This window comes from Frigidibacter oleivorans (assembly GCF_003993775.1).
Taxonomy (GTDB): Bacteria; Pseudomonadota; Alphaproteobacteria; order Rhodobacterales; family Rhodobacteraceae; genus Frigidibacter; species Frigidibacter oleivorans.
Genome location: NZ_RJRZ01000001.1, coordinates 12,304 through 28,010 on the forward strand (window position 1 = coordinate 12,304; position 15,707 = coordinate 28,010).

The window sequence follows — 15,707 nt, forward strand, 5'->3', positions numbered from 1 at the left end:
TCCCTCAGCGGCGGTTGAATTCGGGCGCGGCCAGCACCAGCCCGATCGCCTCGGGCCGGGTCTCGGCCTTGGGCACGGCCCAGGCGAGCCGGTCGCTCAGCGCATCCGACAGCGCCGCCTCGGCGAAGGCCATCGGCTCGGGCAGGTCGCCCTTGCGCCAGGCCAGCGCCGCGCCCATCGCCCACTGGATGCGCGCGGCCAGCCCCTGGGGATGGATCCAGGCCTCGGGCTCCTCGCGCCAGCCGTCGGGGCCGGGCGCCCGCATCCAGGGCTGGCCCATGTCGCGCAGGGGGCCGAGCAGCCGCCGGCCGGCGGACTTCGGTTCCAGCCCGGCCACCTCGTCGCCGCTGACGCCGAAGGCCCGCAGCCCCGCCACCAGCAGGTCATAGGGCTGGCGCAGCTTGGCGCCGAGGCCCTGCCAGCTGGCGGGATGATCCAGCAGCGCGGCATAGGTCGGCATCAGCGCGCCGCCCGAGCCGGCATAGGCCGCGGCGACGTGATCGACCAGCGCCGGGTCCGGATCGTCCGCCACGAAATGCACCGCGAGCTTGCGCGCCAGATGCCGCCCCGTCGCCGGATGCACGGCGAGGTCCGCCAGCGCCGCATGGATATCCTCGACCCGCGCCGCACCCGCGCCGCCATAGCTGGCCCCCAGCACGGTTTCCGCCCCCGGCTCCGCCCGGGCGGGATCGAAGATCCAGCCGGTCTTTTCCGTCCAGCGCAGCCCGGTCAGCAGCAGCGCCATCTGCCGCACATCCGTCTGGCCGTATTCCGCACCTACGCCGAGCGTGTGCAGTTCCAGCAGTTCGCGGCCGAGGTTCTCGTTCAGGCCGCCCTTGCCCTTCTGCCCCGCCTTCGACCCCGGCCCCAGCGAATTGCTCTGGTCCAGATAGTGCAGCATCATCGGATGGGTCTCGGCCGCGATCAGCATCTCGGCGAAGCGGCCGGTCAGATGCGGGCGGATCGCCTCGTCGGCGAAGACCTGCAGCATCGGCTGCATTTCCTGGTTCTTGGCGCGGACGGTGAAATGGTCGAGCCAGAAGGCCATCAGCCGTTCGCGCAGCCCCGCCGGGTCCGCCACCGCCCGGGCGACGGCCATCTGCGCGCCGCGTTCCATCGCCAGCCGGCTCTCGGCCTGCATCGCCTTCAGCGCCGCCTGCGCCTCGGGATCGCCGTCCCGCGCCGCGCGGCGGGCGGCGGTCAGCGCGCGGTGCAGCGACTCGGCCCCGGCAAGGTCCAGCACCGGATAGCGGCGCGCCAGATCGTCGGGCGCCGCCAGCGCAGCCAGCAGCGCCCCCGCATCGGCCGGGGGGGCATGACCCGGCGCAAGGCCGAAGCCGAAGCGAAGCGCGGCGATGGTCGGGGGCGAGGGCATGGCGGGCCTTCCTGCGCGGCATCGTGACGGGAGCCGGGACTCGCGCCCCCGCCCCGCCATTCTACCCGCGTCGCGCCCGACCTGTCCTCACGTTGCAGTGCGGCAAGGCCGGTGCAGCGAAAACCGGCCGGTCCGGGGCAGCTTCATCCCGGGTTTACTTTTGTTCCGGCATTGTTCAAGGTGCAACCAACCTGCAGCACCACATGTCGGACATGACCAGCCAAGCAACGCAAGACCTACGCCGGTTTTTGGGATCCGATCGGTTCGGCTGTGTCCTCGCCGATCCTCCCTGGCGCTTCACTAACCGCACGGGCAAGGTCGCGCCCGAGCACAAGCGGCTGGCCCGCTATCCCACGATGGATCTGGATGAGATCTGCGCGCTACCGGTGGCGGACTATCTGGATGATCGGGCACATTGTTACCTTTGGGTTCCGAACGCGCTTCTGCCCGATGGCTTGCGTGTGCTGTCGGCTTGGGGCTTCGAGTACAAGTCGAACCTGATCTGGCACAAGGAGCGTAAGGACGGCGGCTCCGACGGTCGTGGCGTCGGCTTTTACTTTCGTAACGTCACGGAAGTCATTCTGTTCGGCACGCGCGGGAAGAACGCCAGAACGCTGGCAGCCGGTCGTCGACAGGTCAACTTCATGTCTACCCGCAAGCGCGAACACTCCCGCAAGCCGGACGAGCAATACGATCTAATCGAAGCCTGTTCGTGGGGTCCGTATCTGGAAATGTTCGGGCGCGGTGTGCGCGAGGGCTGGACTGTATGGGGCAACCAGGCCGACGCCGACTACAAGCCGAGCTGGAAAACCTACGCCTACAACTCGTCGCTCGCAGCGGAGTAGGGCTGGACGATTCCGTCGGGAAGGCCAACCAGCAGGAGCGGGCACGGATTGCCGACGCCTCGCGCGACGCGCTCCATCAGCTTCGCCCAATGCGTCGTCGCCATTCCGAACTTGTCCGCAACGAAAAGCCGCGAAAAGGCTTCCGGGAATGGCGTCCCCTGCCTGACCGCCTTATCCACCAGCCCGCTTTGCCGATCCGTTCGCTTCTTGACACCGTGCATGAGCAAATCTTCTGGCTGCTCGACGCGCGCAGCCGCCAGAAAGTCGTGCACGATCCGGGCAAGCGCGCGCTGAAGCGATGCTCCACGCGTGACGATTATGCCGATGCTGATCACGGACTGCGCATGCAGCCGCTGAAAGTTCTCCAGATCGCGGTCGAAGAACGGATCCTTGTTGTTCCATTCGATCTCCAACGCGAGCAGACCATTCGGTGCTTGGCGAACATGATCGATTTCGTGAGTTGTCCCCTCTCCGAGCTTCCGACCGTCGAGCAGAGTCTCGATCCGAAAGTTGTGCTTGCGCCAGCCCATCGCCGCCAGCTGCCGCCGCAGACGCTGGGTTGAGGGCGCCTCACCGCCGCCCGAGGTTATAATCTCGCGAACGTCGAGACGCATCGTCAACAGGGCGTCAATCAGTTCCGCGGTTTCATCCGCGAAATCGGCGGCGAGAATGGCTTGGGCATGGTTGCGGGTCGCAACGTCGAAGCCAGCCTCCCTCAACCGATCCAGCATCCCCCTACTCCTTCGGCACCACCCGCAGCCGCAATTCGCGCAGCTGTTCATTGGTGGGCTCCGAGGGCGCACCCATCATCAAATCCTCGGCGCGCTGGTTCATCGGGAACATGATGACCTCGCGGATATTCTGCTCGTCGGCCAACAGCATCACCGCCCGGTCGATGCCCATGGCGCAGCCGCCATGCGGCGGGGCGCCGTATTTGAACGCCTTGACCATGCCGCCGAAGCGCTTGTCGACCTCGGAATTCGGGTAGCCCGCGATCTCGAAAGCGCGGTACATGATTTCCGGCGTATGGTTGCGGATGCCGCCCGAGATCAGTTCATAGCCGTTGCAGGCGAGGTCGTACTGATAGGCATGCACCTTCAGCGGGTCGCCCGACAGCGCCTCCATCCCGCCCTGCGGCATCGAGAAGGGGTTGTGGCTGAAGTCGATGCGGCCCTCGTCGGTCTTCTCGAACATCGGGAAGTCGACGATCCAGGCGAAGCGGAAAGTGTCCGTCTCGGTCAGGCCCAGTTCCTCGCCGATGACGTTGCGGGCGCGGCCGGCCACCGCCTCGAAGGTCTCGGGCCTGCCGCCGAGGAAGAAGGCCGCGTCGCCCTCGCCCAAGTTCAGCTGCACGCGGATCGCCTCGGTCCGCTCCGGGCCGATGTTCTTGGCCAGAGGGCCGGCGGCCTCCATGCTGCCATCCTCGGCCTTCCGCCAGAAGATATACCCCATCCCCGGCAGGCCCTGGCTCTGCGCGAAGGCGTTCATCCGGTCGCAGAACTTGCGGCTGCCGCCCTTGGGCGCGGGGATCGCGCGGATCTCGGTCCCCTCCTGCTCCAGCAGCTTCGCGAAGATCGCGAAGCCCGAGCCGGCGAAATGCTCGCTGACTACCTGCATCCGGATCGGGTTGCGCAGGTCGGGCTTGTCCGACCCGTACCACAGCATCGCGTCGCGCCAGGCGATGCGGGGCCAGTCGGCGGGCACGGAACAGTCGGGGCGGAATTCCTCGAACAGGCCCTGGATCACCGGCTGGACCGCGGCGAAGACGTCCTCCTGTTCGACGAACGACATCTCGATGTCGAGCTGGTAGAAGTCGGTGGGCGAACGGTCGGCGCGCGGGTCCTCATCCCGGAAGCAGGGCGCGATCTGGAAATAGCGGTCGAAGCCCGCCACCATGATCAGCTGCTTGAACTGCTGCGGCGCCTGCGGCAGCGCGTAGAACTTGCCCGGATGCAGCCGCGACGGCACGAGGAAGTCGCGCGCGCCCTCGGGCGAGGAGGCGGTGATGATCGGCGTCTGGAATTCGTTGAAGCCCGCCTCCCACATCCGGTTGCGGATCGACCGCACCACGTTCGACCGCAGCATGATGTTGCGGTGCAGCCCCTCGCGCCGCAGGTCGAGGAAGCGATAGGCGAGCCGCGTTTCCTCGGGATAGTCCTGATCGCCGAAGACCGGCAGCGGCAGGTCGCCCTCGACCGCGCCCAGCACCTCGACGCCGGTGGCATAGACCTCGATCTCGCCCGTCGGGATCTTCGGGTTCACGAGGCTGTCGTCGCGCAGCTTCACCCGGCCGTCGACGCGGATGACGTATTCGGCGCGAACCTTTTCCAGCGCCGCGAAGGCGGGGCTGTCGCCGTCGCAGATGATCTGGGTGATGCCGTAGTGGTCGCGCAGGTCGAGGAACAGCACGCCTCCGTGGTCGCGGACGCGATGCACCCAGCCCGACAGGCGGACATTCTGGCCGGCATCGGCGCGGTTCAGTCCGGCACAGGTATGGCTGCGATAGGCGTGCATCGTCGTCCCCTTTCCCGAGGCATTCGGTCGTCGCGCCGATAGAACGTGCCGCCCCTGCGAAGTCAAGGCCGCGGGCCCGGGCCCGGCCGGACGCGACCGCGGCGCGGGGCGGAACCGGCGGCATCGGGCAGACCGGGTTGTGCGCAGCCGCACCGCAGAAACCCCTTGCGAGCGGCCGCAACCCTTATTTAACCTGCATCTCGACTTCCGTTTGGTTGCGGTTCTCGCGGCACCTCCGGTCCTTTCCCGCATACGGCCCGTCCCGCATGTCCGACCGGCGGCCCCGCCAGCTGGAGGGTCCCCGCCCATGTGGCCATCACTTCTGGATCAGTTTCTGTCCCGGTTCCTGCAGATCGGCTCGCTGCGCCTGTCGATGCCGGACGGCACCCTGCATCGCTATGGCGACGGCACGGCGCCCGAGGTCGCGGTCGCGCTGACCGACCCGGACCTGCCCCGGCGGCTGGTGCTGTCGCCCGACCTTACGCTGGGCGAGGCCTATATGGACGGCACCCTGACCGTCGGGGACGACGATGTGCGGGGCCTGCTGACGCTGCTTCTGCGCAACCTCAACCGGCCCGGCGCGCGGCGGCGCGGCTGGATCGCCGCGCTCGACACCCTGTCCACCGCCGGCCGCCGCCTGCAGCAGTGGAACCCGGTGTCCCGGTCGCGCCGCAACGTGGCGCATCACTACGACCTGTCCGGCGCGCTCTACGACCTGTTCCTTGATGAGGACCGGCAATATTCCTGCGCCTACTTCCGCCATCCCGACGATACGCTGGACCAGGCGCAGCGGCAGAAGAAGGCGCATATCGCCGCCAAGCTGCGGCTGCAGCCGGGGATGCGGGTGCTCGACATCGGCTGCGGCTGGGGCGGCATGGCGCTGACGCTGGCGCGCGACCACGGCGCGCAGGTTCTGGGCGTGACGCTGTCCGAGGAACAGCATCGCGTGGCGACCGAACGGGTGCGGGCGGCCGGGCTCGGGGACCGGATCGAGATCCGGCTGACCGACTATCGCCGCGTCACCGGACGGTTCGACCGGATCGTGTCGGTGGGCATGTTCGAACATGTGGGCCTGCCGCAGTACCGGACCTATTTCGGCAAGGTGCGCGAATTGCTGGACCAGGACGGGATCGCGCTGATCCACACCATCGGACGCGCCGCGCCGCCTGCCGCCACCTCGGCCTTCATCCGCAAGTACATCTTTCCCGGCGGCTATGTCCCCGCCCTGTCCGAGGCCATGCGCGCGGTCGAGGCGCAGGACCTGTGGACGACGGATGTCGAGATCTGGCGCCTGCACTATGCGGAGACGTTGCGCCACTGGGAGATGCGCGTCAGCGCGAACGCCGACCGGATCGTGGCGCTTTACGATGCCCGCTTCCTGCGGATGTGGCGCTATTACCTGATCGCCTCGGAACTCTCCTTCCGCGAGGGGCGGCAATGCGTGTTCCAGATCCAGCTGGCGCCCCGGGTGGCGACGGTGCCGCTGACCCGCGACTACCTCTACCCGGCCAAGGACGTGGTGCCGGGGCAGCAGGAGCTGGCGGCGGAATAGCGCCCTGTTGCCAAACGGCCGGGCGGCAGGCGATGACGGGGCGACCCTTCCGACGGAGCCGCGATGCCGCCTGCCCCGCTTCCCCCGCTTCTCGGCTCGACCCGGCGCGACCGGGTTCAGGCGCTGCTGGCGCTGCTGTTGTGCCTGTGGGCGGGGTTCACGCTGCTCGATCCCGATCCGGCCGCCGACCTGCGGGCGCTGTGGCTGGCGGCCGAGGCCTTCGCGCAGGGCCGGACCGGCGCGGTCTATGCGGCCGACAGCACCGTCTTCACCATGCGCCCGCCCGAGGAGTGGGTGGCGCGGCTGGCCGCGGGGGTCTCGGCCCCGGTGTATCCCTATCTCTACCCGCCGCTTTGGGTGGCGCTGCTGGCGCCGCTGACCGGGGTGCTGAGCTTCGACACCGTCACCACCGCCGCCGCGGTGCTGAACATGGCGGCGCTGTGGCTGGGCCTGCTGCTGGCCCGGCGCGCTGTGGCGGGCGGCGGACGGCGGCAGATGCCGCCCGCGGGCTGGCTTGCCCTCGGCATGACGCTCATGGCCGCGACGCTGGTGGGCTGGGTGGCGCTGGCGCAGGCACAGCCCCAGATCGTGGTGGCGGTGCTGACGGTGCTGGCGGTCGAGCGGCTGGCCGCCGGGCGCGACGGCCAGGCGGGCGCGGTGCTGGCACTGGCGGCGGCACTGAAACTCTATCCCGCGCTCTTCGCGCTGATGCTGCTGGCGGGCGGACGCTGGCGGGGCCTTGGCGCCTTCCTTCTGGCCGGTGCCGGGCTGGCCGGCCTGTCGGTGCTGCTGGCGGGATGGCCGCTGCACCGGCTGTTCCTCGGGCAGATCGCGCTGGTGTCGGACACGGGGTTTCTGACGGCGCTCAACTTCAATCTCGACGCGCTGGCGATGCAACTGTTCCCCCCGGCAGATGCGATCCGGGTCATGGCGGTCCACAGCGGTCCCGACCCCGGGGCGCTGGACCGGGGCTGGGTCGTGGCGGCGAAAGGCCCGCTCTGGTCCGCGGCGTCGCGGGCGGCGATGCTGGCGGTGGTGCTGGCCTATGCCTTTGCCCTGCGCCGCAGCCGGTCGCCCGCGCTTGGCTGGGCCGGGATGATGGCGGCGCTGGCGCTCGTCTCGCCGCTCAGCTGGGGCTATCACTACATCGCCCCCGCCCTCTTCGCCCCGGCGCTGGTCGACCGCTGGGGCGCCGCGCGGGGCGGTCTGGCGCTGGCGGCGGTGTTCGTGCCGGTCAGCCTGCCGGTCTTGCCCGTGGTCAAGAACCTGGGCGGCGCGATCATGGCGGTGCAGGTCGCCGGAACGGCGGCGATGGCGCTTCTGGCGCTGGTTCTGACGGTCGCGCAGTTCCGTGATGGAACCGACCGGCCCCGGGGGGCGTAGTCGGCACATCCCCGATCAAGCGGACAGGACAATGGCCCTTTACGACCAGCACATCCAGCAGGCGCGCCGCGCCTTCTGCCGCCAGCGGGCGGAGGAGTTCCCGGCATGGCGGACGCTGCTGCGGGCCGAGTTCCTGCTGCTCTATGTCCTGCTGCCCGCCGGCATCGCAATCCTGCTGCCGCCGAGTTCGATGTTCCTGGCCCTCTTTGCCTCGATGTTGCTGGGGCTGTATCTGCTGTGGCGCACCCCCGGCTTTTCCTGGGCGCATCTCTGGGATGGCTGGCGCGGCCTGCCCTGGGGGCTGATCGCGGGCTTCGGGCTGTTCACGCTGATCGGCTCGGCGCTGATCGTGCACTGGACCGCGCCGGCGGCGCTGTTCCTGCTGCCCCGGCATTCGCCGGACCTGTGGCTGACGATCCTGATCTTCTATCCGCTGCTGTCGGCGCTGCCGCAGGAACTGGTGTTCCGGCCGCTGTTCTTTCGCCGCTATGCGACGCTGATGCCGCCGGGCCGCGCGCCGCTGGTGCTGAATGCCGCCGTCTTCTCCTTCGCGCATCTGATGTACTGGAGCTGGATCGTCGCCGGCATGACCTTCATCGGCGGCCTCGTCTTCGCCTGGGGCTATGAGGAGCGTCGCAGCTTCCCCCTGGCCTTCGCGCTGCATGCGGTGGCGGGGCTGGCACTGTTCACCGCCGGCCTGGGCGTCTACTTCTATTCCGGCAATGTCGACCGGCCGTTCTGACCGCCCCGCCCGGCCACCCGCCCGCCGTTAGCCCTTGCGCCCCTTCGGCCACCGACTATAACCGCGACGATTTGCGCCGCCGGGGGTCAGGACATGCCGAAGAGAACCGATATCAAGTCGATCCTGATCATCGGTGCCGGACCCATCGTCATCGGTCAGGCCTGCGAGTTCGACTATTCCGGTGCACAGGCCTGCAAGGCGCTGCGGGAAGAGGGGTATCGGGTCATCCTCGTGAACTCGAACCCGGCGACGATCATGACCGACCCGGAAATGGCCGACGCCACCTATATCGAGCCGATCACGCCCGAGATCGTGGCCAAGATCGTCGAGAAGGAGCGCCCCGACGCGATCCTGCCGACGATGGGCGGGCAGACCGGGCTGAACACCGCGCTGGCGCTGGCGGACATGGGCGTGCTCGACCGGTTCGGGGTGGAACTGATCGGCGCGCGGCGCGAGGCCATCGAAATGGCCGAGGATCGCAAGCTGTTCCGCGAGGCGATGGACCGGATCGGGCTGGAAAATCCCAAGGCCACCATCGTGTCGGCGCCGAAGCTGCCGAACGGGAAGTACGACATCACCGCCGGCGTGCGCGAGGCGATGGATGCGCTGGAAGAGATCGGCCTGCCCGCGATCATCCGCCCCGCCTTCACCCTGGGGGGCACCGGCGGCGGCGTCGCCTATAACCGCGACGACTACGAGGCGATCGTGCGCTCGGGCCTCGACGCCTCGCCCGTGGCGCAGGTGCTGGTCGACGAAAGCCTGCTCGGCTGGAAGGAATACGAGATGGAGGTCGTCCGCGACAAGGCGGACAACGCGATCATCGTCTGCGCCATCGAGAACGTCGATCCGATGGGCGTCCATACGGGCGATTCGATCACCGTCGCCCCGGCGCTGACCCTGACCGACAAGGAATACCAGATCATGCGCAACGGCTCGATCGCCGTCCTGCGCGAGATCGGCGTCGAAACCGGCGGGTCCAACGTGCAATGGGCGATCAACCCCGCCGATGGCCGGATGGTGGTGATCGAGATGAATCCGCGGGTGTCGCGGTCCTCGGCGCTGGCCTCGAAGGCCACGGGCTTTCCCATCGCCAAGATCGCGGCGAAGCTGGCCGTGGGCTACACGCTGGACGAGTTGGACAACGACATCACCAAGGTCACGCCCGCCAGCTTCGAACCGACCATCGACTATGTGGTGACGAAGATCCCGCGCTTCGCCTTCGAGAAGTTCCCCGGATCGAAGCCCGAACTGACCACGGCCATGAAGTCGGTGGGCGAGGCGATGGCCATCGGCCGCACCATCCATGAATCGCTGCAAAAGGCGCTGGCGAGCCTGGAAACCGGGCTGACCGGCTTCGACGAGATCGCCATCGAGGGCGCCCCCGAGAAGGCCGCGGTGATCAAGGCGCTCAGCGCCCAGACCCCGGACCGGCTGCGCCTGATCGCGCAGGCGATGCGGCACGGGCTGGCGGATTACGAGATCCAGGCCGCGACCAGCTTCGACCCGTGGTTCCTGTCGCGCATCCGCGAGATCGTCGAGGCCGAGGCGCGGGTGCGGAAAGAGGGCCTGCCCGTCACCGCCGACGGCCTGCGCCGGCTGAAGATGATGGGCTTCACCGATGCCCGCCTCGCCCGGCTGACCGGCCGCGACGAGGATCAGGTCCGCCGCGCCCGCCGCAATCTGGGCATCACCGCCGTCTTCAAGCGGATCGACACCTGCGCCGCCGAGTTCGAGGCGCAGACCCCCTACATGTATTCCACCTACGAGGTGCCCGCGATGGGCGATGTGGAATGCGAGGCGCGGCCTTCGGACCGCCGCAAGGTGGTGATCCTCGGCGGCGGCCCCAACCGGATCGGCCAGGGGATCGAGTTCGACTATTGCTGCTGCCATGCCTGTTTCGCGCTGACCAAGGCCGGCTATGAAACGATCATGGTCAACTGCAATCCGGAAACGGTGTCGACCGACTACGACACCTCGGACCGGCTGTATTTCGAGCCGCTGACGCTGGAACATGTTCTGGAAATCCTGCGGGTGGAGCAGGAGAACGGCACCCTGCACGGCGTCATCGTGCAGTTCGGCGGCCAGACGCCGCTGAAGCTGGCGCAGGCGCTGAAGGACGAGGGCATCCCGATCCTCGGCACAACGCCCGATGCCATCGACCTGGCCGAGGATCGCGAGCGGTTCCAGAAACTGCTGAACGACCTCGGGCTGAAGCAGCCGGTGAACGGCATCGCCGCCAGCCGCGACCAGGCCTTCGCGATCGCCGGCCGCGTCGGCTATCCGCTGGTGATCCGCCCCTCCTACGTTCTGGGCGGACGCGCGATGGAGATCGTGCGCGACGACGCGCAGCTGGAACGCTACATCACCACCGCCGTGCAGGTTTCGGGCAAGAACCCGGTGCTGCTCGACAGCTACCTCGCCGGCGCGATCGAGGTGGATGTGGACGCGATCTGCGACGGCGAGGCGGTGCATGTCGCGGGGATCATGCAGCATATCGAGGAGGCGGGCGTCCATTCCGGCGACAGCGCCTGTTCGCTGCCGCCCTATTCGCTGTCGGCCGAGACGGTGGCAGAGCTGAAGCGGCAGACGGAACTGCTGGCGCGCGGCCTGAACGTCGTGGGCCTGATGAACGTGCAGTTCGCGATCAAGGACGGCGTGATCTATGTGCTGGAGGTGAACCCCCGCGCCAGCCGCACCGTGCCCTTCGTCGCCAAGGCCACCGACAGCGCCATCGCCTCGATCGCGGCGCGGGTGATGGCGGGCGAAAAGCTGTCGGCCTTCCCGCTGCGCGCACCCTATCCCGCCGATGTCGGCCCGGACACGCCGCTGCCCTATGCCGATCCGCTGACGCTGGCCGACCCGCAGACGCCGTGGTTCTCGGTCAAGGAGGCGGTGCTGCCCTTCGCCCGCTTCCCCGGCGTCGACACGCTGCTCGGGCCCGAGATGCGCTCGACCGGCGAGGTGATGGGCTGGGACCGGACCTTCCCGCTGGCCTTTCTCAAGGCGCAGATCGGCGCGGGCACGCATCTGCCCGAGACGGGCCGCGTCTTCGTCAGCGTCAAGGATGCCGACAAGACCGCCGAACTGGCCGAGGCCATGCGCCAGCTGACGGGCATGGGCTTCACCCTCGTCGCCACCCGCGGCACCGCGTCCTGGCTGAAGGCGGCGGGCGTCGCCTCCGAGGTGGTGAACAAGGTCTACGAAGGCCGGCCGAACATCGTCGACCGATTGAAGAACGGCGATGTGGCGCTGGTGCTGAACACCACGGAATCGACGCAGGCCGTGTCCGACAGCCGCGACATCCGGGCCGTCGCGCTCTATGACAAGATCCCCTATTTCACCACCGCCGCCGCCTCCGTCGCCGCCGTGGCCGCGATGAAGGCGCGGGCGGAAGGGATCGGCGTGCGCACGCTGCAAGGGTGAGGTGCGGCCGGGTCAAAGGCCCGGCGGCATCGAACGCCCGGAGCGCAGGCGGGGGGCCGGAGGAAGTTCAGGACGGCAGGGGCACTATCGCACGCGTCCCTGCAGCTGACCGAAATATCCCGGGGGGAGGCCCGGAACGGGCCGGGGGGCAGCGCCCCCCCCTCTGCCCTCTCCGCCTCAGCCGAAGCGGTTCGGCCCCGGATCGCCCTTGCGGCTGGCCCAGACGACGAGCACGATCCAGCCCACCAGCGGCACGAACCACAGCAGCAGCCACAGCCCGCCCTTGCCGATATCGTGCAGCCGCCGCACGCCGAGCGCGAGCGAGGGCAGCAGCGACACGAGGCTCCACAGCGCGCTGACCGGCCCGCCCGCCTCCATCGCCAGATCGCCGAACAGGATGGCGTCGACGATGCCCATGCCGAGGCCGATCAGGAAACTGCCCAGAACCCACCACCAGAATTCGCCGCGGTTCGACCGGCCCGAAAAGTCGAAATAGCGGGTGAAGCCCAGCCGCACCGCCTCGCGCAGGCCGACCTCGGCGTAATAGGGCGAAGCCGCCTGATCGTCCCATCCGGGCCGGGGGTCGGCCGGGGCCGCGCCCGGCACCCAGGGGCCGGTCCGCGGCGGGTCGGAGGGGCCGGGCAGCGGCGGCGGCTGCATCGCCAGCGCGGCGCGGGCGGGTTTCCAGTCGCTCATGCCCTCGGTCCAGACCAGCGCATCGGCGGACAGCGCGCCGGTGTCGATCAGCGCCCGCAGCGACGGCTCCGCCACCGGGCCGCGCCGTTCCTGCCCCACCGCATAGTGCCACATCCGGTCCGACATGCCGAGATCCCCGCAGACGCCGCCCGACCGGCGGCGCGCGCAGCCTAGCCGCGACAGGGACTGCGTCAATCCCGCGCCGCGCCCCCGGAGGCCTGCCCGCGACATCCGCGCACCGGCGGCCTGCGCCGCTGCGCGGTTGCACCCCGCCGCCCCGCGCGCCTATGTTCCGCCGGGCTGCACCGCACCCCGCCCCATCGAAGGAGACCTCATGTTCACCGGCATCGTCCAGGCCACCGTTCCCGTGATCTCCGTCACCCGGCATCCCGGCCATATCGCGCTGGTGCTGGACCTGCCGGCGCCGCTGCTGGACGACCTGAAGATCGGCGCCAGCGTCGCGGTCGAGGGCGTCTGCCTCACGGTGACCGGCATCGACGGCAGCCGCATCGGCTTCGACGCGATGACGGCGACGCTGGACCGCACCAATCTCGGGCGGCTGCAGGCCGGGGGGCGGGCCAATGTCGAACGCTCGGCGAAGCCTACGGACGAGAATGGCGGCCATGTCGTGTCGGGACACATCTCCTGCACGGCGGAACTGGTGGCGGTGCAGACCGGGGGCGCCGATGCCTTCCTGCGGTTCCGCGTGCCCGAGGACTGGGCGCGCTACATCTTTCCGCGCGGCTTTCTCGCCGTGAACGGCGCGAGCCTGACGGTGGCCGAGGCCGAGGGCAACGAGTTCACGATCTACCTGATCCCCGAAACCCTGCGGCAGACCACCTTCCCCGACTATGCGGCGGGCGACCGGGTGAACATCGAGGTCGAGCAGCAGACGCGGATCACCGTGGACGTGCTGGAACGCACGCTGGAACGGGTGCTGCCGCGGCTGCTGCAGGCGGGGCGCGGCTAGCCGATCAGGATGGCGCGGAAGTCGTTGACATTGGTCAGCGTCGGCCCGGTCACCACCTGCGCCCCGGCGGCGGCGAAGGCGGTATGGGCATCGTTCGCCGCCAGCGCCGCGCGCGGGTCGATCCCCGCCTTCCGCATCCGGTCCAGCGTGTCGGGGCCGATCAGCGCGCCCGCCACCTCTTCGGCGCCGTCCACGCCGTCGGTATCGGCGGCCAGCGCGTGGATGCCCGGATGGCCGGCAAGTTCCACCGCCAGCGCCAGCAGGAATTCCACGTTGCGTCCGCCCCGCCCGCCGGGATTGCGCAGCGTCACCGTCGTCTCGCCCCCGGACAGCAGGATGCAGGGCCGGGCGAAGGGCTGACCGCGCGTCGCGACCTGACGCGCGATCCCGGCCATCACCCGCCCCATCTCGCGCGCCTCGCCTTCCAGCGCGTCGCCGAGGATATGCACCGGAATGCCCGCCGCCCAGCCAAGGGCCGCCGCCGCCTCCAGCGCCATCTGCGGCGAGGCGACGATCCGCGCCTCGGCCCCGGCCAGACGCGGGTCGCCGGGTTTCACCGTCTCGGCCTCGGGACGGTCCAGCGCGGCGGCGACGGCGGGCGGGGGCGCGATGCCATAGCGCGCCAGGACCGCTCGCGCCTCGGCCACCGTCGTCGGGTCCGCCACGGTCGGGCCCGAGGCGATGGTTCCCGGATCGTCGCCCGGCACGTCCGAGATCATCAGCGTCACCACCCGCGCCGGATGGCAGGCCGCGGCGAGCCGCCCGCCCTTCACCGCCGACAGGTGCCGGCGGACGGTGTTCATCTCGGCGATGGTGGCGCCCGAGGCCAGCAGCGCCCGGTTCACCGCCTGCTTGTCGGCGAGCGTGACGCCCGGCAGGCCCTGCACCAGCAGCGCCGAACCGCCGCCCGAGATCAGGCACAGCGCGAGGTCGTCGGGGCCGAGCCCGCGCGCGAGGTCCAGCATCCGCGCCGTCGCCGCCGCGCCCGCCGCATCGGGCACGGGATGCGCGGCCTCCACCACCTCGATCCGGTCGCAGGGCACGGCATGGCCATGGCGGGTGATGGCCAGCCCCGACAGCGGCCCGTCCCAGACCCGCTCCACCGCGCGCGCCATCGCCGCCGCGGCCTTGCCCGCCGCCAGCACGACCGTGCGCCCCCCGGGCGGGGCGGGCAGCGCGCCCGGCAGGCAGATCTCCGGCTGCGCCGCCGCCACCGCCGCGTCGAACATCCGCCGCAGCAGGGCGGCCGCCTCGGTCATTCGCCGATGGCCTGGGCGTAGAGCCCGGCGATCTCGCCCGTCACCACGCCCGGCAGGCCGGTGCCCACCAGCCGCCCGTCGATGCTGCGCACCGGGGTGACGCCGCCCAGGGTGCCGGTGACGAACGCCTCGTCGGCGGCATAGACCTCGGCCATGGTGAAATCGGCCTCGCGCACCGTCTCGCCCGCCGCGCGCCACAGCGCGATCACCTTGGCCCGGGTGATGCCGTTGAAACAGCAGGCCCCGGTCGAGGTCCAGAGCTCGCGCCCCCGCAGGATGAAGAAGTTGGTGGAATTGCAGCTGGCGACGAAGCCGCGGTCGTCCAGCATCAGCGCCTCGTCCGCGCCCATGTCGATGGCCTGGATCAGCGCGCGAATGAAGTTCAGCCGCGAATGCGAGTTCAGCCGCAGGTCGAAGACATCGGGCGTCGAACAGCGGATGGCCGAGGTCATCAGCCGCAGCCCCGTCTGCTTGATCGCCGGGTTCGGGCGCTTGTATTCGGCGACGATGACGATGGTTGGGCCGCCGGTAACGAAGCGCGGGTCCTGGTTGACGGTGGACTTGATGCCCCGGGTGATCATCAGCCGGATATGGACGCCGTCCTCCATGCCGTTGTGGCGCAGCGTCTTCCAGATCTCCTCGACCAGCGCCGCCGGCGTCAGGCCGATGTCCAGCCGGATGGCGTTCGCGCCCTCGTAGAGCCGGGCCATGTGGTCGTCGATGGCCAGCAGCCGCCCCTTGACCAGCCGCAGGCCTTCCCACACGCCGTCGCCCAGCACGAAGCCCGCGTCGAAGATCGACACCGTCGCCGCCGCGCGCGGCACGAAGGCGCCATTGACGTAGATCTCGACCGTCTCGTTGCGCGGGTCGGCGACGTAGCTTTGCGAACTGGTGCTGCTGTCGGGGGCCATCGGATCCTCTGTCGCGGGGTCAGGCGCAGAGAACGGG

12 protein-coding genes are annotated in these 15,707 nt (G+C 69.6%); 6 read left to right on the top strand and 6 right to left on the bottom strand.

The features are described 5' to 3' along the window. Positions 1 to 4: 4 nt before the first annotated feature. The gene (locus EEY80_RS00090; protein ID WP_164738083.1) at positions 5 to 1,375 is read right to left on the bottom strand and encodes a DUF1800 domain-containing protein; all 1,371 of its coding nucleotides are present in this window, start codon (positions 1,373 to 1,375) and stop codon (positions 5 to 7) included. 212 nt (positions 1,376 to 1,587) lie between these two features. Between EEY80_RS00090 and EEY80_RS00095 the strand changes: the two genes are divergently transcribed. After that, on the top strand, positions 1,588 to 2,220 hold the full coding sequence (locus tag EEY80_RS00095) for an MT-A70 family methyltransferase (protein ID WP_126975055.1): 633 nt from the start codon (positions 1,588 to 1,590) through the stop codon (positions 2,218 to 2,220). Here the strand turns inward: EEY80_RS00095 and EEY80_RS00100 are convergent. Both EEY80_RS00100 and aspS read right to left on the bottom strand, forming a co-directional pair. Beyond that, positions 2,193 to 2,951 carry a BglII/BstYI family type II restriction endonuclease gene (locus tag EEY80_RS00100; RefSeq protein WP_126974538.1) on the bottom strand — a complete coding sequence of 253 codons (759 nt, stop codon included), beginning with the start codon at positions 2,949 to 2,951 and terminating at the stop codon, positions 2,193 to 2,195. The two genes, EEY80_RS00095 and EEY80_RS00100, sit on opposite strands and share 28 nt — an antisense overlap. Positions 2,952 to 2,955: 4 nt before the next feature. Continuing rightward, complete coding sequence (gene aspS / locus EEY80_RS00105; RefSeq protein WP_126974539.1) at positions 2,956 to 4,734, bottom strand: aspartate--tRNA ligase; 1,779 nt, start codon at positions 4,732 to 4,734, stop codon at positions 2,956 to 2,958. A gap of 307 nt (positions 4,735 to 5,041) precedes the next feature. On the opposite strand from aspS, the gene EEY80_RS00110 reads away from it, so the two are divergent. The 4 genes from EEY80_RS00110 (at position 5,042) to carB (ending at position 11,834) form a co-directional block, all read left to right on the top strand. Beyond that, positions 5,042 to 6,286 carry an SAM-dependent methyltransferase gene (locus tag EEY80_RS00110; protein ID WP_126974540.1) on the top strand — a complete coding sequence of 415 codons (1,245 nt, stop codon included), beginning with the start codon at positions 5,042 to 5,044 and terminating at the stop codon, positions 6,284 to 6,286. Between the two features lie 63 nt (positions 6,287 to 6,349). Further along, on the top strand, positions 6,350 to 7,669 hold the full coding sequence (locus EEY80_RS00115; RefSeq protein ID WP_126974541.1) for a glycosyltransferase 87 family protein: 1,320 nt from the start codon (positions 6,350 to 6,352) through the stop codon (positions 7,667 to 7,669). Between the two features lie 31 nt (positions 7,670 to 7,700). Further along, positions 7,701 to 8,411 (top strand): CPBP family intramembrane glutamic endopeptidase, encoded by a 711-nt coding sequence (locus EEY80_RS00120; protein WP_126974542.1) that lies wholly within the window; start codon positions 7,701 to 7,703, stop codon positions 8,409 to 8,411. 93 nt (positions 8,412 to 8,504) lie between these two features. Then, entirely contained in the window at positions 8,505 to 11,834 is a 3,330-nt protein-coding gene (gene carB / locus EEY80_RS00125) for a carbamoyl-phosphate synthase large subunit (RefSeq protein WP_126974543.1), read from the top strand. Positions 11,835 to 12,011: 177 nt separating this feature from the next. Here the strand turns inward: carB and EEY80_RS00130 are convergent, their stop codons facing one another. Next, the gene (locus EEY80_RS00130; protein ID WP_164738084.1) at positions 12,012 to 12,656 is read right to left on the bottom strand and encodes a DUF805 domain-containing protein; all 645 of its coding nucleotides are present in this window, start codon (positions 12,654 to 12,656) and stop codon (positions 12,012 to 12,014) included. A gap of 208 nt (positions 12,657 to 12,864) precedes the next feature. Here EEY80_RS00130 and EEY80_RS00135 point away from each other — a divergent pair, with 208 nt between their 5' ends. Next, on the top strand, positions 12,865 to 13,500 hold the full coding sequence (locus EEY80_RS00135) for a riboflavin synthase subunit alpha (RefSeq protein WP_126974545.1): 636 nt from the start codon (positions 12,865 to 12,867) through the stop codon (positions 13,498 to 13,500). Here EEY80_RS00135 and EEY80_RS00140 read toward each other — a convergent pair. Beyond that, positions 13,497 to 14,759, bottom strand: coding sequence for a glycerate kinase type-2 family protein (locus tag EEY80_RS00140; protein ID WP_126974546.1), 1,263 nt, complete (start codon positions 14,757 to 14,759; stop codon positions 13,497 to 13,499). The genes EEY80_RS00135 and EEY80_RS00140 overlap by 4 nt on opposite strands. Next, positions 14,756 to 15,670, bottom strand: a complete 915-nt coding sequence (locus EEY80_RS00145) for an aminotransferase class IV (RefSeq protein ID WP_126974547.1) — start codon at positions 15,668 to 15,670, stop codon at positions 14,756 to 14,758. The genes EEY80_RS00140 and EEY80_RS00145 overlap by 4 nt, the downstream gene beginning before the upstream one ends. Positions 15,671 to 15,707 lie beyond the last annotated feature (37 nt).

Excerpts from the sequence above, each read along its gene's own strand:
- EEY80_RS00090 (WP_164738083.1), bottom strand. The coding sequence starts at position 1,375 with ATGCCCTCGCCCCCGACCATCGCCGCGCTTCGCTTCGGCTTCGGCCTT.
- EEY80_RS00095 (WP_126975055.1), top strand. The coding sequence starts at position 1,588 with ATGACCAGCCAAGCAACGCAAGACCTACGCCGGTTTTTGGGATCCGAT.
- EEY80_RS00100 (WP_126974538.1), bottom strand. The coding sequence starts at position 2,951 with ATGCTGGATCGGTTGAGGGAGGCTGGCTTCGACGTTGCGACCCGCAAC.
- aspS (WP_126974539.1), bottom strand. The coding sequence starts at position 4,734 with ATGCACGCCTATCGCAGCCATACCTGTGCCGGACTGAACCGCGCCGAT.
- EEY80_RS00110 (WP_126974540.1), top strand. The coding sequence starts at position 5,042 with ATGTGGCCATCACTTCTGGATCAGTTTCTGTCCCGGTTCCTGCAGATC.
- EEY80_RS00115 (WP_126974541.1), top strand. The coding sequence starts at position 6,350 with ATGCCGCCTGCCCCGCTTCCCCCGCTTCTCGGCTCGACCCGGCGCGAC.
- EEY80_RS00120 (WP_126974542.1), top strand. The coding sequence starts at position 7,701 with ATGGCCCTTTACGACCAGCACATCCAGCAGGCGCGCCGCGCCTTCTGC.
- carB (WP_126974543.1), top strand. The coding sequence starts at position 8,505 with ATGCCGAAGAGAACCGATATCAAGTCGATCCTGATCATCGGTGCCGGA.
- EEY80_RS00130 (WP_164738084.1), bottom strand. The coding sequence starts at position 12,656 with ATGTCGGACCGGATGTGGCACTATGCGGTGGGGCAGGAACGGCGCGGC.
- EEY80_RS00135 (WP_126974545.1), top strand. The coding sequence starts at position 12,865 with ATGTTCACCGGCATCGTCCAGGCCACCGTTCCCGTGATCTCCGTCACC.
- EEY80_RS00140 (WP_126974546.1), bottom strand. The coding sequence starts at position 14,759 with ATGACCGAGGCGGCCGCCCTGCTGCGGCGGATGTTCGACGCGGCGGTG.
- EEY80_RS00145 (WP_126974547.1), bottom strand. The coding sequence starts at position 15,670 with ATGGCCCCCGACAGCAGCACCAGTTCGCAAAGCTACGTCGCCGACCCG.